The following is a 23244-nucleotide window of genomic DNA, read 5'->3' as shown; positions in this document are numbered from 1 at the left end:
AAAATGCTATTTATTAACTATGTTTACTGGAGGATACCAATGAAGGAAACGAAAGTTGGGGCAAGTGATTATCTGGCTTTAGGGTTATATGCTTTTGCAGGCTTTGGTCTAGAGGTGGTATTGTCCATGCTGCTGCCGATGATAGTGGGAGTGAAGGGCTCGGAATATACCCTCGTGCACCACTGTATCCACTGGACGCTCACTTGTCTATTATGGGGGAGTATGGCTCTATTTTTGATAAGGCTTTCCAAGAAGAAATACGCTTTTGATATCATGAGGTTAAACGATGTGCCGGACTCCAAACGCTGGCTGCTTGCGGTTGTTGTGTCCCTTATTGCCATTATCGTCACGACGGTTGCTTGGGGCGGGTTTAAGCCTGTTCAGGAGTATAAGGGTATCGTTACTTTCATTTTTCAGAATATCTATTATTTGTTTGAAGCGGCTTTGATTCTGCTGACCATTGCTTTCGGACAAAAGTTCGGGGAAACGCTGTTTAAAAAAGGCAGCCTGCCCTATGGCGGGATCTTTCTTGCGCTTACCTGGGGGCTTATACATATTTTGCTTCAAGGCACAATGACAGGGGTATATGCGGTTTTTATGTCCCTTCTATATGGCCTGGTATACATATTGCTCCAAAAGAATATCCGGTACTCTTATATGATGATTGCTCTTGTATTTATTCTTTAATTAGTACCGCGGCAGACAAGACCTCTCATGAAAATGGGGGGTCTTGCTTTTATGCGGCTGTGAGTTTTATCCTCCTCAATTGGATATGCGCATAAGCACAATTTTTGCACAAGCATATGTTGTAGGATCTTAAAATAGAGGAGTTGGAGCATAGAATGACAAGACTTATAGATGCAAGAACCTCAATGGGATTAAGCACTACTGATTTAAGTCCCGATCCGTTTCCTGTAGGAGACCCCGTGCTAGCCGGACAGGTTGGGCTGAATGTGCCACAGTCAACCCCGGGAATAATCCGCATTCAATTTGACGGTGTAATAGGCGCGCAATTAGGCATTACTTCCGACGTAACAATCACACTAACGCTGGTGAACGGTACGCTTTCAACAGATCCGATTGTTTATCAATCTATAACCAGCTATACCGGCTCTCCTACGAGCAGCAATAATATTCTTATCCCGCTTTCTGCCTCCGTGTATAACATTCCGGCTCCGGTAAGCGGCTTGCTTATCTATTCACTTTATGTAACTGTCAGTGCTTTCATCCTGCGCTCTGGCCCGGAAAGCCTCAATGCTTCTGCTTACACGGATAATTAGGAACAATATCCAGAGGTATATGCAATTTTACGATAAACATCTTTTTATCTACATTGGGATCAATAAGGATAAAACCGCCTATGGACTGGACAATTTCTTCAACAATAGACAACCCCACACCATGAAAATCCTTATTGGACTTCGTGGTCGCGAGCTTGCCTTTGACCTGCTTCAGCAGACCGTTAAAGGAGTTGACGATCTCCACATACATCCATCCGTTGATGCTAGCCCCATTAATCCGAAGAAAACGTTGGGCTGAAGGCTCCATATTGGTACATGCTTCCACACTGTTGGCTAACAGGTTTGTGAATATCCGGATGGTCTCCAAATCACCGAGGGGCAGCTGGTCTGGAAGATGGAGGGTGGCCGTGAACTCAATTTCTTTGTTTTTGCAGATATTGGCCGTATCCTGCAGGATCGCATCTAGCAGCATGTGGTTAGCATACATGTTATGAATGCGGACATTATTCCGCATGGTATCGTAGATTTCGTCCATAAGCCGGACCGCTTTCTCTTGTTCACCGCCCTGAAGGAGGGACTTGACACCACTCATCATCTGGATAAAATCATGCCGGAACACACGGAAGCTTTTGGTGAAATCCTGATAGGCACGGTAGTGGTTTATTTGTCTGTTTAATTGCTCCTGCAAAAGCAAGGTTTGGTGTTCGTATTGAAGCAGGATGGACACCTTCAGAGTGTGGTAAATAATAAAGACGAATCCCGCTTTGCTGATCAGGCACGATGCCAAATAAAGAACAGAGAACCAGCTCCCTGGCATTGTAAGAAAACGTCCATTATTAATAAGAAGCAAATAGAAGATTTGAGTAAGAAGGAAAATAGCTACAATCAGCAATTGTGAAGGGTTGTTTACCAGATGTTTGCTTAGGTCGTCGGGAGCAAGCTTGAATCGCAATGTCCAATTAATGACAATGGATAGAATAACGGCCAAAAATAAAATGAGATAATAATACCTCTCGGTTAGTACCTGCCCAATGCTTTTGTGCTGAGCCAGAGAAAAAATAGAGGCTATGATCCCTCTGCTGCTAAACACTGCAAATACATACAGGCTGCTGGCATATATCATCTGGATTCTGCTCATTCGGTACAAGAAACGGGTAATGACCAGCATGCCTGCCATCATGATAAGTAATCCAACTCGGTGAAAGCCCATGATTGTAATAAGGATGTAGATGAGAAGAGAAAACAAGGAGGCTGCCCACCCCCACAGGGAATGAGGACGGATGCGGTCAAAAAGCTCATCCATATATTTGATATAGATAATTGTATAAAAACCGATTGCCGAAAATGCCATGATCATGAAGAGCAAGACCGGTCGTCCCTTCTTTTATCAGGTTGTCAAAGCATGTAGAGATGGGAGCTGGCCAGGTAATCGGAAAAAGCCTTCTTGGAGGATTGAGTATAAGTGACTCCGATGGGGAGGGTTTCTCCCGTTTTAAGCTCCACATTTTGGGACATAAAGCTGGCAATATAGGCAATGTTGACTAAAAACGAACGATGAATACGCAGGAAATTCCTGTCGGCTAATTGTTTTTCTACCTGCTCCATTTTTCCGTAAAATTGCATGGTTTCTCCGTTGGCGGAATGAACCGTCAAAACTCGCTTCAAAACCTCAAAGTAAGAAATACTCTTTATTAAAACCCCTTTTTTGACTCCGAAAGACTCAAAGAAGAACATCTCCGCCTCCTTCTTCTCTGCCAGAGACAAGGCTCTCAAGAAAACCTGCTCGAACTTATCCCGCGGGGTGGATTCCTTGCGCAGATAATGGACCGGGGCAATATCGAAGGCTTCGAATACGAAATCTTCACTTGTGGTCAAAAATATAATTTCCGCATGACAGCCCAGCTTGCGCAGCTTTCGGGCTGTTTCGATTCCATTGGTTGCTTCCATTAGAATGTCCAGGTAAATGATGTCCGCTTTGTAAGTGCATTCAGATAAGTGAAACAGTAAGGCCTCTCCGCTGGAAAAAGAATGAAGGGAAATCTCAATATGGTGCTTTGCTGCAAGATCGCTTATTAGCCCTGCATATGTGTTTAATGAGGACTGGCTATCATCGCACAGATAGATATGGATCATTCATCGCACCACCTTGTCTTTTTTAGCCTTTCATTAGAAAAGGGGAACTATTCAAGCAGTTTACATGATGAAGTGAGTTAACTATAACGGGTGTTCCCAATTTCATCTTTTTTGTCCCGAATGAAGACCGGCAGTGTTATTCGGAGCAGATTTATTTCCAGTGGGAACAATTTTGTGTTATGTCCATCATCTCTCTGTATCCTTGAATAGAAATCAGATATTCCATCAGAAAATTCGAGGGGACGCGGATGGTTCATGAAACAGTATTGAGGCAGCTTCAACATGATCAACGGATTTTAATTTTTATGACAGGCGTTGACCGGACGCTCTTGTATGTAAACTCCACAGCCCGCCGCTTTATGGATTCTGCGGAAAACCTACTCAGCACAAGTGCGCAAGTGCAGTACCTTTTGCAGTTCATCCAACAGAAAAGCGATGTATGTCTTGAGTACCCGTTAGATGAATATGTGATGGATTGTGCACATTCCGCCTGCTTCCGGATTTTTAGTGACCGGTTATCCCTGTGGGGAAACTCTCCTGTTTTTCTTCATATAGTCCGTGATTTAACTGTTCCTGAAGACAAAAGCAGAATGCTGTTCTGCTCTGCTGTCACAGATCCCTTAACCGGTCTATTGAACCGGAGAGGCGGGCTACTGCATGTGGATGCGCTTCTGGAAGCCTCCTGCGGTGAAACACATACCCTTGCTTTTCTGGATTTGGACGGTCTAAAAAAGGTAAACGATTGTTTGGGCCATGAGGAAGGGGATCATTACATTACTGCCCTGTCGGATATCCTGCGGACTTCCATCCGGAATACGGATATTCTTTGTCGTTACGGCGGAGATGAATTTTTGATCGTTTTTAGGAACTGTGCACCCGTTACATCCAAGCAGATTTTGGCACGTGCCAAGGAGAAAGCCCGGGAACAAGGCGAATCATGGGGAAAACCTTACCCGGTAAGCTTCAGTTATGGAATTTCTACCCTCCAACCTTCCCATAAAGATGATTTTTTGGCGCTTCTCCGGCAGGCCGACATGGAGATGTACCGGATGAAGCAGAGGCAAGCCTTATGAGTAAAACCAACAAAATTCTTATTCCCGCCCTTCTCCTCATATTCGGATATTCTGCGGTTGATCTTAGCTGCTATTTCCTTGATTTCTACTGGTCCAAAAAGCAAATAACAAATTTGGAGCGAATGATGGATGATCAAATCGTTCATCCGTATTCCGTCATCATGGATTTGAATTCTCCAGTTGCGATCAGTACGAAAAGAATTATCCCGGCGCAAGGGACAGAGATGCTTCCCGAATTCCATAGCCTGTATGCCGAGAATGCGGATATTATGACAAAAAAGAAAATCAGAATGGGCTGCCCTTCTTGGATATCCGCTGTAATATTCTTCAGTCTCCTGTCCTGCTCATCCATGCCCACAGTATGAAAAATGGTCATATATTCGGGGAACTGTTGAAGTATAAGGATAAAGCGTATTACGAGGCGCATCCGTTATCCAATTCAGTTCTTTGTTTGAGAGGGCGGATTACAGGATAATGGCTGTCATCGTCTCCGAGATTTATCCCAAATCGGAACGACGGTTTAAATACTACCAGATTGACGGGACGGATACTGAAGCCGGATTTAGCCGGTATATCTTAAACGTAAAGAGTCTTTCTCTATATGAGTTTTCTAACGAATCTCAGCCACGCTATTTCACCAATTTGGCTCTTCTTCCAGCTCTAATGAATCTGAGACGCCTTATTCTGGCAAAAGACGTAGAAATGAGCTCCAGTGTAAGCAATAGCGTGGCTCAGTTTCGTTAGATTTCCAAACGGCCACTTTTTCGCGAAATAAGGTTCGTGAGATTCGTTAGAAAACTTTTACAAACGTTCCTTGACATTGAAGTGCGCTCCAATGTTATTCTTGATGCATGGATAAACACTATTCGATTCAAGAGGTCTCCCGTTTGCTCCAGATTCCGAAGGATACGCTCCGGTATTATGACCGGAAGGGAATTGTATCGCCATCGCGTAAGGAGAACCGTTACCGCCGTTATTCTAAGAAAGACCTGATTGATTTGATGAACATTCAAATTTTGCAATACGCGGATTTTACCCTGGAGGAAATCAAAAGTAAGTTTCATTTTCATAAAATGCAGCATATTGACCCTGCTGATTGCGATGAGCTTGCTTCCTTCCTGGACGCCAAACAAGCGGAGACCAGGAAGAAGATCGAGCACCTGGAAAACATCAGCGAATTACTCCAAGCAACAGCCGAAACGTTAAGGGACCTGAATCCGGATAGCGACCGCCGGCTGGCAGAGACTGTACGGAATATTTACCAGAATATCCGGGGGAAGGCACCACTCATATTGGAGGAGGGATGTGATGGCCATGAGGATTAGAAATCCGTACTATTGTATCGCTGGTATTCTTGCCATTCTGTTCGCAGTGACCCATGCCTGGAACGGACAGTCTGTTGAGCTGCCCAAACTGGATATGGATGCAGTATCTCTCCAGACCCGAATCGTGTTTACGTATGTATGGCATATTATTACCGCAGAAAATCTGATTTTTGGCATCGCCTTCCTGATGATGTCCATGGTGCGTGAGCCTTCCAAGGTCCGTTTTGCCGCATGGGTTATCGCTTCGATTCTGCTTGTCCGGCTGCTGGTTATTCTCGGTGTAACCATCATTCTAGATGCTTCGGCGCTGGGCGGTACGTTATTGGATTCTATGGCCATTATCATTTATATGATTCTTCTTCTTATGGGTATAAAAAGGAGAGGCAATCCTCCCCAGTCTGGCAGAGGATGATGAGGCAGGGCTGGAATTTTTGTGTAAATCCGTATGGTTTCGGCTGTGATGCAGAACATATAAGAAGCTTACAAACGGAGGGATTATCGTGACGAATGAAAAGAAGGCGTTGTCCGCTGAGCAGCAGGAAGAGCTGTTAGGTATCCTTAAAGTCCGGTTTGAGAAAAACCTGAACCGTCACGAAGGGCTGGAATGGGCCGATGTACAGCGTAAGCTGGAAGCGGCTGACGGCAAGCTCTGGTCACTCCATGAAATGGAGAGGACCGGCGGCGAACCGGATGTGGTTGGGTACGATGAGGCTGCAGATGAGTTGATCTTCATGGACTGTTCGCCGGAGAGCCCCACTGGACGGAGAAGTGTGTGTTATGACCACGAAGCCCTGAACGCCCGGAAGCAAAACAAACCGGAAAATAGTGCTATGGGAATGGCTGCAGATATGGGGATCGAGATCCTGACGGAAGACCAGTTCCGTGAGCTGCAGAAGCTGGGCAGGTTCGATGCCAAAACCTCCAGCTGGGTCAAGACCCCTCCCGAGATGAGGAAGCTGGGCGGAGCACTTTTCGGCGATTACCGGTACGGACAAGTCTTCTTCTACCATAACGGGGCTGACTCCTACTATGGGGCCAGAGGCTTCCGTGGCTCGCTGCGGATATAAATTTGCGTGGATCCAATAGTCCCATCCCAACCCGGTTGCCTTGAGCAGCCGGGTTTCTTGCGGAGAAATGTACCGTACCCCTGTACGCCTTGTTCAAAATGTTAAGTGTGGTTTTCCAATTTTATGAATAATTTAGCTATAACGGAACCATCTTAATGTTGTAGAATGCCGTGAGTGGGAATTGTGAGGCAGACTAAATTGCCCGGACAATGGAGGTCTTTTCCGAAATGGATCATGATTTGAACACCATCCTAACCTCAACAGAGATTGCCGCATTGTGGGCTCAATTTATGAATGATTCCATGTCGATCTGCTTCAGTAAATATGCATTGGAGATCATTCTTGATCAAGAAATCAAAGAGATATATAAAATCGCTCTGGGCTTATCCGAAAGCCATGTACTGAGCATAAAACAAATTCTGACCACTGAAAAATTTCCCATTCCAATAGGTTTTACGGAGCAGGATGTCAATATTAAAGCGCCGCGGTTATTTTTGGACAGTTTTTTTCTAAACTATATGCTCATCATGTCGTACCACGGAATGACCGGCTATGCCGTTTCTCTCCAGGTATCCTGCCGGGCGGATATGCGCCGGTATTATACTGATTGTCTGAATGAAACGATTGCATTATATAATGCCATTATGGATTTGGCTCTCGCTAAGGGACTGTATACACGGCCTCCATACATCTACTCTCCGGAATTCCCCGAATTGGCGGAGAAAACCTTCATGACAGGCTGGCTTGGAAAGCGCAGACCCTTAACAGCCATAGAAATCAGCAATATCACCTTTAACATGAACAAGACTTATTTGAGCAAAGCCATATCCATGGCATTCGCCCAGGTCGCCCATGATAAGAAGCTGAGAATGTATTTGCAAAGAGGCTTGGAGCTCTCCACCAAAGTGACAGAGGCATTCAACAATTTTTTCATGGAGAGTAACCTGAATTTCCCGATTTCCTGGGAATCCATGGTTACCAATTCGACGACATCCCCATTTTCGGATAAGCTCATTATGTTTCACACCGCTTTTTTATCGTCGGCGGCCGTCGGTTTTTATGGGGCGGGACAGGCCGTGTGTATGAGAAGGGATCTATCTGCCCAATACCTAAAGCTTATCGGCGAGCAATTGTTATATTCAGAGGATGGAGCGGAGCTCATGCTGGAAAAAGGCTGGTTCGAAAAACCTCCCATGGCCGAGGACCGGGACCGTTTGATGGAGTAGGTAAAACCTTAGATAATAATCTGCGCCTCCCCTAAAGGGAGGTTTTTTTGTGCAGGAAATACCCAATAGTTTCGTCCACGTAACTACACCACTTCAAAGTGCGTACTTCCCCACCGGAAGGTTCGACTCTACAATAATGGAGTAAAGCGGGCTATTCCCTTCACAATCCAACAACAAAGGAGACTACTCATATGAAATTGCAGCTGGCATTGGATCTGGTTAATATCCCGGACGGAATCACTCTCGTAAAAGAGGTGGAACCCTATGTGGACATCGTGGAAATCGGCACACCTATTGTAATTAACGAAGGTCTTCATGCGGTAAAAGCAATGAAAGAAGCCTTCCCGCATCTGGAGGTGCTGGCTGATCTGAAAATCATGGATGCAGGCGGCTATGAAATCATGAAGGCGGCTGAGGCGGGAGCGGATCTGGTCACAGTCCTGGGTGCTGCCAATGATATGACCATCAAAGGTGCTGTTGAGGAAGCCAAGAAGCAAAATAAGAAAATTTTGGTGGATATGATAAACGTGGCGGATCTGGAGAAGCGTGCACGTGAGGTGGATGCGCTGGGCGTGGATTATATTTGTGTTCACACGGGATATGACCAGCAGGCTGCCGGAGAAAACCCATTCGAGGATCTGCAAACCATCAAACGGGCGGTGACCCATGCGAAAACAGCCATTGCCGGCGGCATCAAGCTGGAGACCCTGTCTGAGGTGATCAAGGCCAACCCGGATCTGGTTATTGTGGGCGGCGGAATTACCGGAGCGGCGGATAAGGCTGCAGTCGCTTCCGAAATTCAGCGGCTGATCAAACAAGGGTAAGCGGCATGAGAGGCAGACAATATGCAGCACATATCTTGAAGGAGCTGGAGCTGACACTCAGCCAACTCGACAACGTGGACATGCAGGCTATGGCTGAACAGATTCTCCAGTCCGAGAAAATATTCGTTGCCGGGGCAGGCCGTTCCGGTTTGATGGGCAAGGCATTTACTATGCGGCTGATGCAAATGGGATTGCACGCCTATACGGCGGGGGAGACGGTTACTCCGGGAATTGGCCCGAAGGATATGCTGCTGCTGTGCTCGGGGTCGGGTGAAACGGGAAGTTTGCTGCTGATGGCCAAAAAAGCTGCAAGCGTAGGAGCAAGGATTGGGCTGGTTACAATTAAGCCCCAATCCTCCATCGGGCAATTGGCGGGTGTTACCGTTCGAATCCCGGCATCGGTGAAGGAGGATACCGCTTCTTCCCGCGCAGCGTTTACCATCCAGCCTATGGGTTCGCTGTTCGAGCAAGGTCTCTTATTGGGGCTGGACACCCTGGTGTTACTGTTGATGGATAAGAAAGGCGTCTCCGGTTCGGACATGTTCAGCAGACATGCCAACCTGGAATAAGCGAAGCGAGGACCGGGATTCTGATTCATCAGGATTCCGGTCTTTTTGTACATATATGGTTGATAGATCCTTTTTGCATCTGCGGCCTGCTGTAGTGTAGTATGAAGAGATATCCTAGATTCGTCCGAAAAAAATGATGAGGGGAGACCTGGTTCATGGCCGCCGAGGTGAAGGAACGCATCAATTTGAAGGAAATCAACTGCGAGAAGGAGTTGACTCTTGCTGTAATAGGCGGCAAATGGAAGCTCATCATATTATGGCATCTTGGGCTGGAAGGCACCAAACGGTTCAGCGAGCTGAAGCGTCTGATCCCCCACGTAACCCAAAAAATATTGACCAACCAGCTGCGTGAGCTGGAGGAAGACCAGCTGATCCAGCGCAAGATATATGCCGAGGTGCCGCCGCGGGTGGAATATTCCCTCTCGGAATATGGTCAAAGCTTGATGCCCTTATTGCGGGCGATGTACGATTGGGGCAAGAATTACGGAGAAAATGTAATCTGGAAAATAGAAGAGTAGTAGAATTATAGCCCCCCCTTGAACGGGAGGGCGTTTTTGTGTGATCACCGGCTATTCAAGCGAACAGTAAATGGGCTTTACCGGGAAAAAATATTCCACCTGTCTGTAGCCTAAGAGCCCGTAAGTATCGGGTCTGGTTACATGAAACATAACCGGATGCCCGGGCCGTTCATCGTAAGTCAAGTTATCATGTTGGGCGAGCCATTCCTTGATGCCATTGTACACCTTCATCACTTCATTGACGTCGAAGTCATGCACAATCGAGGTGGCATAAAGCCCACCTTCGAATCCGATGATTGCAAAACCCTCCGTATCCGCTTCAGTCACCCAATCCTCAATGGCGTAATACCAAACCGGACTGCCGCTTTCTTGATCATGGAACATGAAATCCCTGGGATAAAACCGGTCAATGCGTTTGTCGTCTAGACTCGTCCACATGGCTTCGAACCTCTCGTGGTTTTCTCCCGTCTTCACTCCGGAGGTGACCATTCTGCACGCAGGTAAAGCCACCAATCTTACGTCCGGCTTTTTCTCCAGCAGTTCTGTCACTTCCAGGAGCCGGTTCATGTTCGACGGTTTGCCGATATAGTCCACGTGGGTTAACCGGGATTCGATATCCTTCGCTTTATCGTAAATCAACCGCACATCCGAATCGGAGCTGAAGTCCATTTGTTCGATTTGATGGATAAATGCCAGTACAATCTCCTTTAGTTCGTGTAATAGCGCCACCTCATCGTCTATATGCTCCACCTTCTTACTGAGGACCTCCAACACTACACTTGAGCCGGACGCGCTGAAAATGGACTGGATATCCCGTATGCTGATATTGAGCTTGCGCAGGATAAGAATTTGCTCCAGCCTTTTCATGGCGGCTTCGTCATACATTCTGTACGCATACTCGTCACTTCGTACGCTGCTGATAAGGCCCATGTCCTCATAATAACGGAGAGTCCGGGACGTAATATCGTATTTAGCGGAAACCTCCCGGATTTTCAAGAAACTGTCCATGATCCAATCTCCTCCCTAACCTTGGCGATATGCCATCATTATAATAGCTTCCCCAAAGGCAGAGTCAAAGGCTTAACGGTTCGGCTGTTGGTTTCATAAACCGATTGTTTGTCCAACCTCACACCATCCTAATCGTGGATACATGTGCTTTGTTTGTGATCACTGCCTACATAGAAGCCCGCATGGTGAACACTCCGTTTTCGGCGAAGAAATCGCAGAGTCCGCCCAGCTTCTCGATGGTCATTACCATACTTTTGACGCCAAAACCTTGCTCGATTTCCGGTCTGACCGGGAGTCCGTTTGCAAAAAGAATCTGTCCGTTATAGGAGTTCTGAATCTGCAGGAAGACTCTGGACATCTGCCGGTGGGCAACCAGTGAAACAAACCGTTCTCCGTTTACCTGCTCGCAGGCGCGCAGGGCATTCTCCAGCCCATTGGCCAAAATGACACACAGGTCCGTTGCGTGAACGCCGATATCCGGGGCCAGGTCCGCTTTGCAGATTAGCTTGATATTGGCTTTTTTTGCCTTTGTCGCGTAGGAGGATAGGATCAGATTGACGGTTTCATTCTCACAGTACCGGATGATGGAATTCCGTTCAATCTCACTGCTGGCTTCCTCAATGTAAGCGCGGGCCTCCTCCAGCTTGCCGTTCTGGAGACAAGCATCCACAAATTGGAGGTGATGGCGCAGATCATGATGATAGACGGCAGCCTGCAGCTGTGAGCGGCGCAGACTCTCCAGCTCCATCAGTCCTTGATTGGCCAAAACGGAGAGAATCTGGCGCTCCTTCTCAAGCTCGTGCCGGTTTTGCATTTCGTTGGTATGTATCACCACAAACAAATAATAACAAACGGCCATAACGGAGGGCATAAACTCTACCGTAACGAAGATTTCGTTATGCAGGATATCGGTGTATACGGTCGTAATATAATCAAACAGATAATAAGCGGTCGGCACTACGGCAAAAAAAAGCACGGAACGGTGGGGGTTGCACATTAGCTTCCGCATCTGTGGGGCAACATAACGGATCAGAATGATCAGGAGAGGGAGCGTCATCGCGATTTGTACCGCATAATTTACGGTCATATCATGAAAGAGTAAAAGCGTTATTGTTCCGAAACAGCGCCGGGCCTGGCAGCAGAGATAGGCGGATAACACGGAAACGGCAGACAGCACCCAGGGTTTCTTGAAATAGACAGCCAGAGCCATAATCAGCGGCAGATGGGTAATGAGCGGATAAAGCTCTTTTGTCCGCTCCAGTCCCCATGTATGATAAAAAACCGCCTGAATGAGCGTAAGCAGGAGGAAGAGGAGCAGAACCGCGATCCGGTTTTTTTTGTTGTGATCAACACCGGAGAAAGCAACGGATAACACCACACCGAACAGCAGCACGGTCAGATAGTTGATCTGTTCCACTGCAGCAAGCATTCAGGCATGCCCCCCCTCAAAGGGCAGGGAAAGAAACGCCCGCTTAATGGAATCGAAACGGCCGCGTGAAAGCGGAAGGATATCCTTTGTCATCATGGTGATTTCCTTGCCGGTTAAGGATTGTACATGCCTTAGATTGACCATGTATGACCGGTGTATCTTGACAATAAAGGGGTAAGGCGACAGCTTTTGCTCCAGCTCGGACATGCTGCCCGGCCCATCCAGGACCCCGCCCGTGGCCAGGTGGTAGTATATGGTTTTGTTGATAATCTCACAATAGGCAAGCTCCGCAATAAATAGCCTGGCGATACTTCTGTGGTTATGGACCACAATGCTGCTGGAGCGCTCTGCCTGAATTTCCTTGCAGGCCTTGTTCATGATGCGGAAGAAGGTATTCTCGCAGAGAGGCTTTAGCATATAGAAGTACGCATCAACGGCGTAACTGGCCACTGCAAATTCGGAGCTGGAGGTCAGAAAGATGATTTTCACATGATCGTTCCCCCGCCTGATTTCGGCTGCCGTCTCCAAGCCGTTTAAGCCGGGCATCATTACGTCCAGAAGAATAATATCAAAGGCGGGGCGGCGTTCTGCAGCATCAGCAAGCGCGAAGCCCGATTCGTATATTGTGCAGGACAGCTCCACACCGCTGCTGGCGGCAAATTGCTCGAGCAGCTTGCGGAGGTATGCGGCTTCCCTTCGGTCATCCTCGCAAATCGCAATATGCAGCATACCGGGCCCTCCTACCCAATACTTCAGAAGTAAGTTTACCATAGGAAAAATTGGATGTCATGATAGAAAACATACATTTTGCGCTAATCCGGTGACGTTTTGCGCATTCGTTCCCCATAAAACTCCCGTCCATGCTACGCTCGATGGTATGACAGGCAAGATAAGAATGGCACAGCAACCATATGCTGAAAAAAGGTGGATGAGGCGATGGACCTGACTAGGTTGAAGGAAGCGGAGGAACGGTTTTTGATTCTCTATCCAGGGGGGATTATGAATCCTCTTATGCTGGAAATTGCCCAGAAACGCGAGGGTAAACATCTGGTTAAGCTGGCGCAGAAAAGCTTCTCCATGGAGCAATTCGATTCACCAAGCCATATTGCGGATAGTATGGGTGTCATTGTGGGCCAGTCCCCTTTCATTTCGCTCTTCGAAAAGGTGAAGCTCCAGGAGGCCATCCATTTCATGCACGACAATCACAAACAGCAATTATCTGCCGGCATGCAGGAATTCTTGTATGGTAATCAGAGATCGGGATTTCATCAGATAACGTCTGTGCTGGACGGGTATAAAATGGCGAAATGGCCGGTGTTGACGGTGTGTCCAAGCTATTGCAGGCCCTACGAGGAGATCTTCATCCATCCGGTAACTGCCAGGAAGGTAATTGACTATTATCAGTTGGAGGGCCTTACCTACTGTGCCTCCCCGGCGTATGATTTTTATAGGGCGTACCGGGAACATATCCTTTTCTTAAAAAACCAAGCGGACCCTTCGTTGCAGGGGGATAATGAGGATTTTTGCCGGTTTTTGATCATGTCGACGAATCTTTATCATTCATCCGCCCCTCAGTTTCCTGTAGGCGCTAGGGGACATCTGAAAGCGGGTCTGGAAAACACGGGCGAAGGTGGCGTAGGAGGTGTAGGCTAACCCTGCGCGACGGGCTGGCAGACGACGGCCTCCACCCCCATGTGCAGGTGGACGCTATTATGAGTCGGGCGTTGGTCTGATGTTGGCTAACGACTCTGTAAGAGCTTATTTTGTTGAGAATGGCCTCGAAAGGCCTCCCGGGATAAAGAATAGCGTGGCTCAGATTCGTTACATTTTCAAACCTACTGATTTTCGCCAAGTAAGGCCTGTGATATTATTAGAATCTCGATACATATCAAACTGATTAAGTGAGGTGCCACTATGGGAACGAATACAACTATTCTCGCAATAGGAGACAGCAATACATACGGTGCAGGCGTAGAGCGGAACGAAGCCTACCCGGCCCAATTGGAGAAGAAGCTAACTAACAACGGCTACTCCTGCAAGGTCATGAATAAGGGGATTAACGGAAATACCTCGAAGGACGGCGCAGCAAGACTGGGGGAGGCTTTAGCGGAGTATCAACCGGATATTGTGATCCTGCTTTTTGGTGTGGCCGATTTGAGAAGAGGCTCCAGCATCGAGGATATTTATCATAACTTGTCAGAGATGATTGAACGTGCGAGAGGTGCCGGAGCTCAGGTCATTATCGTAGGATACCAAGGTTATCCGGCTGATGCCGGGTTGGAAGAAAAGCTCCAAAACATTGCCCAAAAAGGCGGAGTTACATTAAAGAATGACTTTTTTGAGATGTATGCTCGGTTGTCCCGAGATTATCAGACGGATCTGATTCCTAATTTCCTGGAAGGTGTATTAGGTGCTGAAGGCACACTCCAAGATGACCAATTTTCTCATTTAACAGGTAAAGGATATGCGATTTTTGTGGAGCAGCTTTATCCCGTGGTGGTTAGGAACATCAGATAACTACCGGTACTCTCGGGGAAAATGAACAGTAGGCCGTTAACACTGGGGACCCTCCCGCATGTTAGCGGCTTTTTTGGCGTACGCCGTTTGAGATCCTTGGATCCTCCTCCGCTAATAAATTTTTAAAAAGGCCTTGAAAAGTATTTTTAATCATTATACCATTTTTGTGAAGGTACTCTTTATCACTCGAGGAGGAATGGATGGTATGGATCAGAGGAAATTAAGGGAGCTTGAACAGATAATCAGCAGGGATTATAGTAATATCGCAGGGATTGTTGTACAACAAAACGGCATCACATGCTTGGAGCACTACTTCAACGGCTATACCGCCGGTAACGCTCTTCATGTGTATTCGGTGACCAAAAGTGTGTTCTCCGCGTTGATTGGGATCGCCATGGGTAAAGGCCTAATTCGCAGTGTGGACCAGAAGGTACTGGACTTTTTCCCGGACTATGTGGTGAAAGCTGGGGAAACCACCATACAAAACGTGACGATCAAACATTTGCTGACCATGACGGCTCCCTATAAATACGAGTTGGAACCATACCAGGAGTTTTTTGCCAGTGAGAATTGGATGAATGCTGCCCTGGATTTATTGGGGGGCGATGGGCCAATCGGCGAATTCACCTATTCAGCCATTGTCGGAACCCACATCTTATCCGGCATTCTGGCTCAGGCAACGGGACAATCCATACTGGAGTTTGCGACGGAGCATCTATTCTCACCGCTGGGTATCCAGGTTCCGCACAATGTAGTGCTGCGTAGTGAAGAAGAGCATTATGCCGTGATGAACGATAAGAATACAACCGGATGGGTCGTTGACCCCCAAGGGATTAATACTGCTAGCTGGGGACTTTTCCTGACATCTGGGGATATGGCGAAACTGGGCCAGCTGTATGCAGACGGCGGTATCTGGAATGGCGAACAAATTATCCCGGCCGGTTGGATCGAGGAAAGCACTCGGGAGCATAGCCGCTGGGGGGAGCTCTCGTATGGATACCTTTGGTGGATTATAAACGAAGACGAGCAAATCTACGCCGCCATGGGAGACGGAGGAAACGTCATTTATATCAATGCTAAGAAAAAATTGGTCGTTTCCATCGCGTCGCTTTATGTGCCGGAGGTGAAGGACCGGATTGAGTTTATTATGACGCATATTGAGCCGATATTTGAGGAGTGAGTCTGAATTTGACAAAAACCGAGAGGGTGCCCCTGTGAAAAAGCCATTTGATGAAAAAGCCTTGCCTCTGGAGGTAAGGAAGCAGTATAAGGAAAATAAAAAGGCTCTGACAAACATCTTAGCCTATTTAGAAGAGCATGATCAGGATGTTGGGCTGGAAAATGTGCAGCTTGCGCTTTTTATCAGTTACATTGAAATTGAATGTGCCCTTGAAGTATATGTGGATGATGTCGGCAGCACCCTGCAAAAGGTCCGTGCGAGACTGGAGCAATTCCCTGACTCCCCTCAGGCCGTCACATATCTAAAAGAGCTGGAGAAGCTGGAGAAGGCGGAAAAACGGAGAAGAAACCGGCTGGACAAGCTGATGGCAATGGATTTTGATTCGTTGGACCTGCGCGACAAAAAAGATGTTGCCTATGAATTATCCGACTCCAAGAATGCGAAACACAGAGCCCTCGGTGCCCGGTATTTTCTGAAGCTGTATCAGCAAACGAATGATCTTCATTTGTTTTGCAATTATGCGACAACCCTCTATCAATCTGGTAGTAAAATTGAAGCCCTGAAGGAATTTGAGAGAATCGAGGAAATGTTCAAAACAGAGGTGTACCCTAATAAGTGTTTTGTCATGAACAGTATTTATGAAAGCCGAATGGATTTTTATAAGCATGACCGCCTGGAATTCCGGAAGCATTGGGATGCGGCCAAGGCTGATCCATACCTGCAAGAGAGTACCTTTCATTTTCCAGGTTATCTCGGGTACATAACCGACTTCGCTGAAATCAGCTTGGAGTTTGGCTATATGGATATGTTTGACGAGCTGGTGGACCTCATGAAACAAGAAAGGCTGCCTTTCCCGCCAAAGGTAAAGGCGTATTATGAGGGGTGAGGGGGAGGATAAATGAATTACACTTCGTAAAAATCAAAAAACAAGCCGCGGAAACAGATGACTCTGTATTTGTGGCTTTGATTAACATTGAAAAGAATTCAGGCGGTGAAAGGTTCATGGCTTCACACAGCTCAAATAATTTGCTGACTGATGGTTCGTTTTTGCCTCTCTCGATCAGGGAATTGTAGGCTCAGTCCACCCCGCGGATACCTGCTAAATCCTCTTGGCGAAGGTTGGTTCTGGTCAACCGGGTTTTCTTTCAATATCTCCCCAATAATTGTTGTCAACATGGGAGTGCGCTTGGGTTTGCTTGATGATTGACTCAAAATGTACCTCACCCTACAACTTTTCTTCCTTTCGCCTATCTTTCCATTCATCTATCTCCCGCGGGTCTACCCCTAAAATTTCACAAATATGCAACGCGATATTAACCGTGGGAGAGGTCAGTCCATGCTCGATATTCTGGTAGTGTTTAAGGGAAACATTGATAGCGCGGCTAACCTGCTCTTGGGTTAAGCTTTTTTGATTCCGGGCTTCGCTCAATTTCATATCAAAGGAACACCTCCCCAGTTGCTAACATAAATAGAACAAGCGTCTAGAGAGCGCTTGTTCATTAGGTCTTATGGAGATAACTTATTTTACTGCCTTGAATTCCTCAACACTTCTGCTACGATATTTTTCACCATCTCAATGGATTGCGAATCTTGATTGATCAGCAAGGAAACGATTTCTTTGATTGTTGCTTCATTATTTGATAATTGTTCATACTGATAAGAATACGTAAAAAATTGATGGACACCTACATCTAAACCCTCTGCAATTTTCTCCAGGTTTAACAAAGAGATATTCTTTTCTGCCCGTTCCACACCACCGATATAGGAAAAGGTAAAACCACATTTTTCTGCTAAAGCGGCTTGGGATAAACCACGGGACTTTCGAATTTCACGGATTCGTTTTCCTACATTAACCAGGATTTCAGACATATGCCTACACCTCATGTTGAGTGTAGATGTAACTTACTCTTTAAGAAATACATATTTAATGGTCAAAAATTAATTTATTGATACTTATATTAGTCAATTGTATAATCGATTATGTATTCCTAAAGAAAAAATATCAAGATTGATGACACGGGGAAGAAGGAGGAAACCCACATGCCCGAACCTTGGCCGGAATGGGTGCGGCCTGCTTTTGAGTTGCGCTTTTTGGAGCGTTCGATTGAGGCGTTTCACTTGGATGAAGTGAATGAGCTTGCTCAACAGCAGGACGAATTGGCCACCGAATTGAAGCTGCAATTAACCTCCGAGCAGTACCGGCAGATTCTCGAATGGGAAGAGAATCTCAATTTCCGCTGCACGATTGAAAAGGAGTGGTTGTATTTTGCCGGATTAAAGGATGGTCTGACCTTCTGGAAGCACCTGGTGAACATTTTGCCGGATGAATGAAGGAACAGCGGTTAGCCGAAGCTGACCCTAGTTTTAATATATATAAACTCTCCCTTAAGCCTTTTGGAGGTTTCCAGGTACAATTGAAAGGATCAGAAATGTGATGGTAATCCAAGCTTAAAAGGAGAGATGTTGGCTACGTGCTGAAACTAAAGTATCTTTTTGATAACCGGGACTTGGCGGAAATGCTGCTGCAGAATTGGGATTACGAGGACACCGGGCTGTTTAAGCATTACCGGGTATCCTCCAATGCGATTTACCCGTTCAAACGGGACGGGACGACTCATTTCCTGCGGTTCGCTCCCCAGGAGGAAAAGCTTAAGCCGAACCTTCTGGCCGAGCTGGAGTTTATTGCTTACCTGCGCGGCAAGGGGTATGGTGTGTTAGAGGCGGTTCCATCCAAGGCTGGCGGAAAGCTTGTTGAGGTGGAGACTCCATGGGGAGCTTATGTTGCATCAGTCTTCAAGCGGGTTCCGGGGGTTCAGCTGGATCGTACCGATTTCCCGGATGACGTTATGGTCTGCTACGGGAAGGCATTGGGCAAGCTCCATCGTTTGTCCAGTGAATATATGCCGGGTGAAGTCAAAAGATGGTCCTATGCTGATGTGTTGGACTGGATTCAGGATGTGCTGACCGCATTTCCCGGAGAGACAGCGGCATTAGAGGAAACGGAGTTGCTGCGAGGGTATTTTGCTTCGCTTCCCAAATCGCAGGCTGACTTTGGTTTGATTCATTATGATTTTGAATACGATAACGTCTTCTATGATGAACAGACTCAAACCTGCCATGTCATAGATTTTGATGATGCGATGTATCATTGGTATGTGATGGATATTGACCAGGCGCTGGAGAGCTTGCGGGAAGAGGTCCCTCCGGAGGATTTTGAACAGAAGACACAATGTTTTCTGGATGGGTACCGGACTGAATATGAGGTTTCCGGCGATGCTGAGAATATAGTGGCCGCATGCAAGCGGTTCGCTAAGTTGTATGGATATACCCGAGTCTTGCGGGCTGCTGGTGAGAAGTGGGAGAATGAGCCGGAGTGGTTAACCGGGTTAAGGGGAAGGCTGGCCGAAGGGCTTGAAGAGGATTCCGCTTTGTTCGGCGAGGTGTTGTAGAGTAGTGTGCCTGCAGTTGCTCCTATCCTCAATAAGAGGTAAACTGGTGGCATATCTGACAGGTGGTGAAATCCTTGGCATTCGGCGTGAAGCGGCAGGAGCTGCAGCAATGGAAAGAGGCGGTATCCCGCGGGGAAATTGCGTTCCTGACTCACTATTGGACTGACCCGCGGTTTCCGTCCATCCGGACTGTGACCAAGGTAGGCTGCTCCGACCGGAAAGTGCTGACCGAGTGGTGCAAGAGGCATGGGCTGAATCCGGCTTACATCCATGAGCATCCGCCGTATCCCCACTTCGATCTGATGGGGCCTAGGCAGAAGGAGATTTTGGAAAAGGAGCAGCTTCACGAGCATGTTCGCCGCTTCCGGCTGTAGGGAGAGGTGGTCTCCTAGCGTGATGCACTCCTATACGATTTCAACCCCAATAGACCGCCCCTTAACATAGGGACGGTCTATTTTGGGGATTGGCTTATCTCCGCCGTTCTAACGGACCTCAGAGCCTCTATTTGGCTCAAAAGGAGGCGTCTCGGATTCTAACGGACACCACAGCCGCTATTTCGGGAAACTGGGCTTAGTTTGAGGCTGTTCGGGCGAAATAGCGGCGCTGTGGTCCGTTAGAATTCCCACACCCCGTTTTTCAGCCGAATAAGGTCGCTGGAGTCCGTTAGGTTTCTGCAGTCACCAACAAAATAAGAATATGCACCCTCTTTTTGATTTAACCGATATAATAGTTGTATTGGAGGTGGAGAGGTGTTCTTATTGAAGAACTTCCCAAGACTATTTATACTCCTTTGTGGTGTTGGAGGATTGGCCCTCAACATAAGAAGATTAGTCAGATCCATGAATAACAATGAGAGTATAGTTTTTGATGTAGTAGGTGTTTGCATATGGCTTCTCTACATTCTTGTGTTGCAATACAGCTTTAAAACGAAAAAAGGGAAAAAAGATGCTTAGTACCCTGGGAATCACCAGATGGGCCGTTTCCGGCTGATGGGAAGGGGGCTCCTAGTGTCCTGCGCTCCTAGACGACTTCAATTGAAATTAGACCGCCCTTGACTGAAGGGGACGGTCTATTTTAGTTTGTGCTTACCCCTCCCGCAAATCTAACGGCGGTCAGAGCCGCTATTTGGCTCAAAAGAGGGGGTCTTGGATTCTAATGGAAGCCACAGCCGCTATTTCGGGCAAAGGGACTCAGTTTGAGGCTGCTCGGGCGAAATAGCGGCGCTCTTGTCCGTTAGAATTCCCACACCCCGTTTTTCCTTCGAATAAGGTCGCTAGTGTCCGTTAGGTTTCTGGCGCTACAATAAGGTCGCTGGTATCCGTTAGATTTCCGCCGCAATGCTAAGGCCGCTGCTTACGCTCAGCCCCAACCGCCCCCATGACAAGGAGCACTCCCATCCGCTCAGCCTCAACCGCCAATCCCTACTGGTCAGCTCAATACAAATCAGACATGCTCACGTCGTAACCCTGCATCTTCAGGTAGGTGAACAGCTGGCCGCGGTGATGCTGGGTGTGGGTGACGATTTCGATGAGCCACTTAGCTTGGGCTGTGCCGTGCTCCAGATAGAAGGGTTTGGTTTTTTTGTGGAGGAAGTCCTCCTCCGGCAATGTGGTCATGTACTGCCGCAGCGGCTCCAGTCCTTCTGCCATGGCGGCGCCCAGCTTGGCGAATTCCATCGCTTCGAAGCGTTTTTCCACGGCGCGCACCTCCTCAGCCGTATGCTCCTGCACAATCTGCAGATCCACAGCAGGAATCGCGGCCAGGTGTTCAGCCAGCTCCCGCAGGGTGCGCATGTTGGGCTGCGGGCGGAACTCTATACCTTCCGGCTTCACCTTAGCCAATAGATTCGTGGTGGTCCTCACGATCAATTCCAATTCCTCAAACAACATCTGCTGTAGCTCTTGAACGGCTGTCATTGGGTACACTTCCATTTCCGTTGAATTTTTCCGGCACCTGAGGTGCTGGTCCTATTAGAGACTATACCCTATAATAGTGACAAGTATTGTCATGATTACAGAAAAAGATAAGGAGCTTATCATGTCCAAGTCAAAACGGCTTATGGAGCTGATGCTTGTGGTCCACCGCAAACGTTCCTTCACGGTGAAGGAGCTGGCGGAGGAATTCGGCGTTTCCTCCCGGACCATGCTGCGGGATTTGCAGGAGTTGGGTGAATTGGGGGTGCCGCTTTATTCGGAGGTCGGCCCTCACGGGGGGTATCGCCTGCTGAATGAACGGATGCTTCCTCCCATCGCGTTCAGCGAAGAGGAAGCGGTGGCAATTTTTTTCGCCAGCCATGCCCTCCGGCATTACCGCGACCTCCCCTTCGAAACGGAAACCTCCTCCGCTCTTCAAAAATTTTATCTGCATATGCCCCAGGATGTCCGCAGCAGAATTGATGAAATGCGGGACAGGGTGGATTTTCAGGTGCCGTATAGAAGCCAGGCATCGCCTTTTTTGAATGTGCTGCTGCAGGCGGCGGTCCAGCGGCAGACTGTCCGTATCGGATATGACGGCAAAGCGGGAGTGGAGGAACGGGATATTCTTCCTGTTGGCATCTATGCCAGCAATGGCTTGTGGTATTGCCCGGCCTATTGCCTGACCCGGCGGGATTACCGGCTGTTCCGCTGTGACCGGATGAAAACAGCGGAAATCCTGGAGCCAAAAGCCGGACAACCGGAGATGGAGGCATTGCCTGAGGCGGAACAGGTTCATTTGGGGAACTGGGATAACATGCATGACAAAGATACGGAGTTAGTCCGCATCCATGTGGAGCTTACCCGGGAGGGATGCCGGAGATTCGAGACGGAGATGTGGCCCCAGCCCCAAATCCATAAGCGGGAGGACGGAACCGGTTGGATTGAAAGCCGGATACCCAAGTCCGACATTAGCTACAATGCCCATTATTATATCGGGTTGGGGATGGAAGCACGTGTGCTGCAGCCTCCTGAGCTGGTTGAAGCAATCAGGCAGATGCTGGACACATTGCGGGATCAGTACGGGACTAATGGAAACGATGCTTCATTGTTTTAACCGCGTTACAACTAAGCATCCGCAACATTATCAGGCGTGGCTCCGTTATTTAGTTAGCAAGAACCAGGAGGCGATTTATGAGAAAGTGGTTTATTGCCGGGCTGCTGCTATTCCTATTGGCTATTGTCGCTTGTAATCAAAAAGAAGCATCATATGGGCAAAATCTAAATCTTCATATCAGCAAACCTGAAGGACAGGGCTACACGGTTTACAAGAAAGTCGAAGATCAGGAAGCGGTAAAAATCATGTTGGATATTTTATTCAATGTGCCGTGGGAAAACGCAAAAGTATCCATGTCCCGACAGCCTGATTATAAGATTGTAACGGTCAACACAGATCCTACGGTCAGTTATGAAACCTTCACTTGTGCAGCTTGGCTTTCACCCCAGAAAGACATATTAGAAGTGATTATTGAAGGACAGTCCAAGTACGGGAAGGTTACAGAGGAAGACACCAGAAAACTGCTTTCAATTCTGGGAACGCCCTAAAACGGGCGTTTTTTAGTTTACGCCTATTAACATTAAAGAAATATAACTCCCGATCAAATCTAATTCAACCCGGAGGAAAATGATGAAAATTGGCGAATTTTCTCTAGTGGTCGAGGTGGCAATTTCATTCCACAACCACATCCAATACCGTGACCTGGTTTGTCCGG

Annotated in this window: 28 protein-coding genes; 20 read left to right on the top strand and 8 right to left on the bottom strand. The window is 47.5% G+C overall.

The annotated features are described in order from the left end of the window. Positions 1-39: 39 nt before the first annotated feature. Together ACI1P1_RS28360 and ACI1P1_RS28355 are read left to right on the top strand one after the other, a co-directional pair. Entirely contained in the window at positions 40-687 is a 648-nt protein-coding gene (locus ACI1P1_RS28360; RefSeq protein ID WP_416219946.1) for a hypothetical protein, read from the top strand. 155 nt (positions 688-842) lie between these two features. Then, the gene (locus ACI1P1_RS28355; protein WP_416219945.1) at positions 843-1280 is read left to right on the top strand and encodes a hypothetical protein; all 438 of its coding nucleotides are present in this window, start codon (positions 843-845) and stop codon (positions 1278-1280) included. Here ACI1P1_RS28355 and ACI1P1_RS28350 read toward each other — a convergent pair. Next, positions 1252-2544 carry a sensor histidine kinase gene (locus ACI1P1_RS28350; protein WP_416219944.1) on the bottom strand — a complete coding sequence of 431 codons (1293 nt, stop codon included), beginning with the start codon at positions 2542-2544 and terminating at the stop codon, positions 1252-1254. The genes ACI1P1_RS28355 and ACI1P1_RS28350 overlap by 29 nt on opposite strands. A 92-nt stretch (positions 2545-2636) precedes the next feature. Further along, positions 2637-3374 (bottom strand): LytR/AlgR family response regulator transcription factor, encoded by a 738-nt coding sequence (locus tag ACI1P1_RS28345; RefSeq protein WP_416219943.1) that lies wholly within the window; start codon positions 3372-3374, stop codon positions 2637-2639. 248 nt (positions 3375-3622) lie between these two features. On the opposite strand from ACI1P1_RS28345, the gene ACI1P1_RS28340 reads away from it, so the two are divergent. The 9 genes from ACI1P1_RS28340 to ACI1P1_RS28300 all read left to right on the top strand — a co-directional run bounded on the left by ACI1P1_RS28340 (position 3623) and on the right by ACI1P1_RS28300 (position 9976). Further along, positions 3623-4447, top strand: coding sequence for a GGDEF domain-containing protein (locus ACI1P1_RS28340; RefSeq protein ID WP_416219942.1), 825 nt, complete (start codon positions 3623-3625; stop codon positions 4445-4447). After that, positions 4444-4812, top strand: coding sequence for a hypothetical protein (locus ACI1P1_RS28335; RefSeq protein ID WP_416219940.1), 369 nt, complete (start codon positions 4444-4446; stop codon positions 4810-4812). The genes ACI1P1_RS28340 and ACI1P1_RS28335 overlap by 4 nt, the downstream gene beginning before the upstream one ends. Before the next feature lie 486 nt (positions 4813-5298). Further along, the gene (locus ACI1P1_RS28330; protein WP_416219939.1) at positions 5299-5772 is read left to right on the top strand and encodes a MerR family transcriptional regulator; all 474 of its coding nucleotides are present in this window, start codon (positions 5299-5301) and stop codon (positions 5770-5772) included. Continuing rightward, on the top strand, positions 5756-6184 hold the full coding sequence (locus tag ACI1P1_RS28325) for a hypothetical protein (protein WP_416219938.1): 429 nt from the start codon (positions 5756-5758) through the stop codon (positions 6182-6184). The genes ACI1P1_RS28330 and ACI1P1_RS28325 overlap by 17 nt, the downstream gene beginning before the upstream one ends. Before the next feature lie 88 nt (positions 6185-6272). Continuing rightward, positions 6273-6839: a DUF4256 domain-containing protein gene (locus ACI1P1_RS28320; RefSeq protein WP_416219937.1), complete on the top strand. Its 567-nt coding sequence runs from the start codon at positions 6273-6275 to the stop codon at positions 6837-6839. Positions 6840-7066: 227 nt separating this feature from the next. Continuing rightward, positions 7067-8065, top strand: a complete 999-nt coding sequence (locus tag ACI1P1_RS28315; RefSeq protein WP_416219936.1) for a DUF3231 family protein — start codon at positions 7067-7069, stop codon at positions 8063-8065. A gap of 191 nt (positions 8066-8256) precedes the next feature. Continuing rightward, on the top strand, positions 8257-8889 hold the full coding sequence (gene hxlA, locus ACI1P1_RS28310) for a 3-hexulose-6-phosphate synthase (protein WP_416219935.1): 633 nt from the start codon (positions 8257-8259) through the stop codon (positions 8887-8889). A gap of 5 nt (positions 8890-8894) precedes the next feature. Continuing rightward, positions 8895-9458 carry a 6-phospho-3-hexuloisomerase gene (gene hxlB, locus ACI1P1_RS28305; protein ID WP_416219934.1) on the top strand — a complete coding sequence of 188 codons (564 nt, stop codon included), beginning with the start codon at positions 8895-8897 and terminating at the stop codon, positions 9456-9458. 155 nt (positions 9459-9613) lie between these two features. Continuing rightward, positions 9614-9976 carry a winged helix-turn-helix transcriptional regulator gene (locus ACI1P1_RS28300; RefSeq protein WP_416219933.1) on the top strand — a complete coding sequence of 121 codons (363 nt, stop codon included), beginning with the start codon at positions 9614-9616 and terminating at the stop codon, positions 9974-9976. Positions 9977-10027: 51 nt separating this feature from the next. Here the strand turns inward: ACI1P1_RS28300 and ACI1P1_RS28295 are convergent, their stop codons facing one another. From ACI1P1_RS28295 to ACI1P1_RS28285, 3 genes are all read right to left on the bottom strand, one after another. Continuing rightward, on the bottom strand, positions 10028-10984 hold the full coding sequence (locus ACI1P1_RS28295) for a MerR family transcriptional regulator (protein ID WP_416219932.1): 957 nt from the start codon (positions 10982-10984) through the stop codon (positions 10028-10030). A gap of 166 nt (positions 10985-11150) precedes the next feature. Beyond that, positions 11151-12413 (bottom strand): sensor histidine kinase, encoded by a 1263-nt coding sequence (locus ACI1P1_RS28290; RefSeq protein WP_416219931.1) that lies wholly within the window; start codon positions 12411-12413, stop codon positions 11151-11153. Further along, positions 12414-13142 carry a LytR/AlgR family response regulator transcription factor gene (locus ACI1P1_RS28285; protein ID WP_416219930.1) on the bottom strand — a complete coding sequence of 243 codons (729 nt, stop codon included), beginning with the start codon at positions 13140-13142 and terminating at the stop codon, positions 12414-12416. Positions 13143-13424: 282 nt separating this feature from the next. Here ACI1P1_RS28285 and ACI1P1_RS28280 point away from each other — a divergent pair, with 282 nt between their 5' ends. The 4 genes from ACI1P1_RS28280 (at position 13425) to ACI1P1_RS28265 (ending at position 16996) form a co-directional block, all read left to right on the top strand. Further along, a complete protein-coding gene (locus tag ACI1P1_RS28280; RefSeq protein ID WP_416219929.1) occupies positions 13425-14066 on the top strand; it encodes a hypothetical protein in 642 nt (213 codons plus the stop codon). 261 nt (positions 14067-14327) lie between these two features. Then, entirely contained in the window at positions 14328-14930 is a 603-nt protein-coding gene (locus ACI1P1_RS28275; RefSeq protein ID WP_416219928.1) for a GDSL-type esterase/lipase family protein, read from the top strand. A 205-nt stretch (positions 14931-15135) separates the two neighbouring features. Further along, entirely contained in the window at positions 15136-16110 is a 975-nt protein-coding gene (locus ACI1P1_RS28270) for a serine hydrolase domain-containing protein (protein ID WP_416219927.1), read from the top strand. A 34-nt stretch (positions 16111-16144) separates the two neighbouring features. Next, a complete protein-coding gene (locus ACI1P1_RS28265) occupies positions 16145-16996 on the top strand; it encodes a hypothetical protein (protein WP_416219926.1) in 852 nt (283 codons plus the stop codon). 339 nt (positions 16997-17335) lie between these two features. Here the strand turns inward: ACI1P1_RS28265 and ACI1P1_RS28260 are convergent, their stop codons facing one another. After that, positions 17336-17545, bottom strand: a complete 210-nt coding sequence (locus tag ACI1P1_RS28260; protein WP_416219925.1) for a helix-turn-helix transcriptional regulator — start codon at positions 17543-17545, stop codon at positions 17336-17338. 89 nt (positions 17546-17634) lie between these two features. Next, entirely contained in the window at positions 17635-17979 is a 345-nt protein-coding gene (locus ACI1P1_RS28255) for a helix-turn-helix domain-containing protein (RefSeq protein ID WP_416219923.1), read from the bottom strand. Between the two features lie 171 nt (positions 17980-18150). On the opposite strand from ACI1P1_RS28255, the gene ACI1P1_RS28250 reads away from it, so the two are divergent. The 3 genes from ACI1P1_RS28250 (at position 18151) to ACI1P1_RS28240 (ending at position 19933) form a co-directional block, all read left to right on the top strand. Next, entirely contained in the window at positions 18151-18441 is a 291-nt protein-coding gene (locus ACI1P1_RS28250) for a hypothetical protein (RefSeq protein ID WP_416219921.1), read from the top strand. 140 nt (positions 18442-18581) lie between these two features. Continuing rightward, positions 18582-19559 (top strand): phosphotransferase enzyme family protein, encoded by a 978-nt coding sequence (locus tag ACI1P1_RS28245; RefSeq protein ID WP_416219919.1) that lies wholly within the window; start codon positions 18582-18584, stop codon positions 19557-19559. A 74-nt stretch (positions 19560-19633) separates the two neighbouring features. Beyond that, entirely contained in the window at positions 19634-19933 is a 300-nt protein-coding gene (locus ACI1P1_RS28240) for a hypothetical protein (protein ID WP_416219917.1), read from the top strand. Positions 19934-20992: 1059 nt separating this feature from the next. Here ACI1P1_RS28240 and ACI1P1_RS28235 read toward each other — a convergent pair. Next, complete coding sequence (locus tag ACI1P1_RS28235) at positions 20993-21475, bottom strand: DinB family protein (RefSeq protein ID WP_416219916.1); 483 nt, start codon at positions 21473-21475, stop codon at positions 20993-20995. Positions 21476-21596: 121 nt separating this feature from the next. On the opposite strand from ACI1P1_RS28235, the gene ACI1P1_RS28230 reads away from it, so the two are divergent. Together ACI1P1_RS28230 and ACI1P1_RS28225 are read left to right on the top strand one after the other, a co-directional pair. Beyond that, complete coding sequence (locus ACI1P1_RS28230; RefSeq protein WP_416219915.1) at positions 21597-22589, top strand: helix-turn-helix transcriptional regulator; 993 nt, start codon at positions 21597-21599, stop codon at positions 22587-22589. Between the two features lie 77 nt (positions 22590-22666). Further along, positions 22667-23077, top strand: a complete 411-nt coding sequence (locus ACI1P1_RS28225) for a hypothetical protein (protein WP_416219914.1) — start codon at positions 22667-22669, stop codon at positions 23075-23077. The last annotated feature ends 167 nt before the right edge of the window (positions 23078-23244 follow it).

This window comes from Paenibacillus mesotrionivorans (assembly GCF_046098205.1).
GTDB lineage: Bacteria > Bacillota > Bacilli > Paenibacillales > NBRC-103111 > Paenibacillus_AR > Paenibacillus_AR mesotrionivorans.
The sequence above is the reverse complement of the archived record's forward strand: the minus strand, read 5'-3'. Positions and strand labels throughout refer to the sequence as shown.

What these genes read in the sequence shown, in the direction of transcription:
- ACI1P1_RS28235 (WP_416219916.1), bottom strand. Translation starts at nt 21,475, where the DNA reads ATGACAGCCGTTCAAGAGCTACAGCAGATGTTGTTTGAGGAATTGGAA.
- ACI1P1_RS28280 (WP_416219929.1), top strand. Translation starts at nt 13,425, where the DNA reads ATGCTGGAAATTGCCCAGAAACGCGAGGGTAAACATCTGGTTAAGCTG.
- ACI1P1_RS28345 (WP_416219943.1), bottom strand. Translation starts at nt 3,374, where the DNA reads ATGATCCATATCTATCTGTGCGATGATAGCCAGTCCTCATTAAACACA.
- ACI1P1_RS28250 (WP_416219921.1), top strand. Translation starts at nt 18,151, where the DNA reads ATGCCCGAACCTTGGCCGGAATGGGTGCGGCCTGCTTTTGAGTTGCGC.
- ACI1P1_RS28300 (WP_416219933.1), top strand. Translation starts at nt 9,614, where the DNA reads ATGGCCGCCGAGGTGAAGGAACGCATCAATTTGAAGGAAATCAACTGC.
- ACI1P1_RS28260 (WP_416219925.1), bottom strand. Translation starts at nt 17,545, where the DNA reads ATGAAATTGAGCGAAGCCCGGAATCAAAAAAGCTTAACCCAAGAGCAG.
- ACI1P1_RS28315 (WP_416219936.1), top strand. Translation starts at nt 7,067, where the DNA reads ATGGATCATGATTTGAACACCATCCTAACCTCAACAGAGATTGCCGCA.
- ACI1P1_RS28275 (WP_416219928.1), top strand. Translation starts at nt 14,328, where the DNA reads ATGGGAACGAATACAACTATTCTCGCAATAGGAGACAGCAATACATAC.
- ACI1P1_RS28330 (WP_416219939.1), top strand. Translation starts at nt 5,299, where the DNA reads ATGGATAAACACTATTCGATTCAAGAGGTCTCCCGTTTGCTCCAGATT.
- ACI1P1_RS28270 (WP_416219927.1), top strand. Translation starts at nt 15,136, where the DNA reads ATGGATCAGAGGAAATTAAGGGAGCTTGAACAGATAATCAGCAGGGAT.
- ACI1P1_RS28230 (WP_416219915.1), top strand. Translation starts at nt 21,597, where the DNA reads ATGTCCAAGTCAAAACGGCTTATGGAGCTGATGCTTGTGGTCCACCGC.
- ACI1P1_RS28350 (WP_416219944.1), bottom strand. Translation starts at nt 2,544, where the DNA reads ATGGATGAGCTTTTTGACCGCATCCGTCCTCATTCCCTGTGGGGGTGG.
- ACI1P1_RS28340 (WP_416219942.1), top strand. Translation starts at nt 3,623, where the DNA reads ATGGTTCATGAAACAGTATTGAGGCAGCTTCAACATGATCAACGGATT.
- ACI1P1_RS28360 (WP_416219946.1), top strand. Translation starts at nt 40, where the DNA reads ATGAAGGAAACGAAAGTTGGGGCAAGTGATTATCTGGCTTTAGGGTTA.
- ACI1P1_RS28355 (WP_416219945.1), top strand. Translation starts at nt 843, where the DNA reads ATGACAAGACTTATAGATGCAAGAACCTCAATGGGATTAAGCACTACT.
- ACI1P1_RS28335 (WP_416219940.1), top strand. Translation starts at nt 4,444, where the DNA reads ATGAGTAAAACCAACAAAATTCTTATTCCCGCCCTTCTCCTCATATTC.
- ACI1P1_RS28290 (WP_416219931.1), bottom strand. Translation starts at nt 12,413, where the DNA reads ATGCTTGCTGCAGTGGAACAGATCAACTATCTGACCGTGCTGCTGTTC.
- ACI1P1_RS28255 (WP_416219923.1), bottom strand. Translation starts at nt 17,979, where the DNA reads ATGTCTGAAATCCTGGTTAATGTAGGAAAACGAATCCGTGAAATTCGA.
- hxlA (WP_416219935.1), top strand. Translation starts at nt 8,257, where the DNA reads ATGAAATTGCAGCTGGCATTGGATCTGGTTAATATCCCGGACGGAATC.
- ACI1P1_RS28295 (WP_416219932.1), bottom strand. Translation starts at nt 10,984, where the DNA reads ATGGACAGTTTCTTGAAAATCCGGGAGGTTTCCGCTAAATACGATATT.
- ACI1P1_RS28225 (WP_416219914.1), top strand. Translation starts at nt 22,667, where the DNA reads ATGAGAAAGTGGTTTATTGCCGGGCTGCTGCTATTCCTATTGGCTATT.
- ACI1P1_RS28325 (WP_416219938.1), top strand. Translation starts at nt 5,756, where the DNA reads ATGGCCATGAGGATTAGAAATCCGTACTATTGTATCGCTGGTATTCTT.
- hxlB (WP_416219934.1), top strand. Translation starts at nt 8,895, where the DNA reads ATGAGAGGCAGACAATATGCAGCACATATCTTGAAGGAGCTGGAGCTG.
- ACI1P1_RS28285 (WP_416219930.1), bottom strand. Translation starts at nt 13,142, where the DNA reads ATGCTGCATATTGCGATTTGCGAGGATGACCGAAGGGAAGCCGCATAC.